Source organism: Halorubrum persicum, assembly GCF_002727125.1.
GTDB classification, from domain to species: Archaea; Halobacteriota; Halobacteria; order Halobacteriales; family Haloferacaceae; genus Halorubrum; species Halorubrum persicum.
The window spans coordinates 1-691 of sequence record NZ_NHOA01000136.1 but is presented as its reverse complement, the minus strand read 5'-3'; the positions used below and the strand labels follow the sequence as shown (position 1 = coordinate 691).

Genomic DNA, 691 nt, shown 5'->3' with positions numbered 1-691 from the left:
TGCTGTGTTGAATAGATGCTGAGACACGGTTACAGCGGTTCACACAGTGGTTCTATGTTGGTGATGGCGAACATCAAGACGATTTCACGGAACTGCCGGTACCAGCCCAGCGCTCGCACGGCGTCGCCGAGCGAGCGCTTCGTTGTCGAGTACGATGTTTCGGCCATCCACCGCTGAGAGTAGCCATTTGCCCGGTTGAGCGCGTTGTTTGCGGCTGCGTTGGCTGACGAGCCGCGGTAATGAACGAGGTACTCAACGTCATGTGCGGCGATTTCGTACTCGGTGTGCCAGTCTTGGAAGCCGTTGTCGGCGGCGACGGACTGCAGGTCGTCCGCGTTTCGCCGGACGACCTGCGGTCCCGTCTTCGTGTCGTGCTTCCACCGGGCTGCGATGTGAACGTCGAGAACAGCAAGCGACTCCACATCGGTCAATGTCGTCACTTTGAGCGTCTGTATCGTCCGTCCTGCCCGTTGGCGGAAGTACGAAGATGCACGCCGCCGGTCGAAGAACGTGCTGTCGAGAGCAGCGTGGCCAGACTGCGGGTGCTGCTGCGCGGAAACGCGCAGCAGCGCCCGCCACACCCACATTTTCAGTCGATCAAACGACTTGTAGATCGTGCTGTAGTCTGGGAGATCGTCTCGATCTAAGCGGAGGACGTTACGAACCTCGGACATGTACTTCAGCCGATTCG

The 691-nt window shown here is 59.2% G+C and carries 1 protein-coding gene; it reads right to left on the bottom strand.

What is annotated here, in order from left to right; translation table 11 throughout:
* Nucleotides 1–29 precede the first annotated feature (29 nt).
* Nucleotides 30–691, bottom strand: a 662-nt coding sequence (locus DJ69_RS14645; RefSeq protein ID WP_099256283.1) for an IS5 family transposase, incomplete at its 5' end; no start/stop codon positions are given.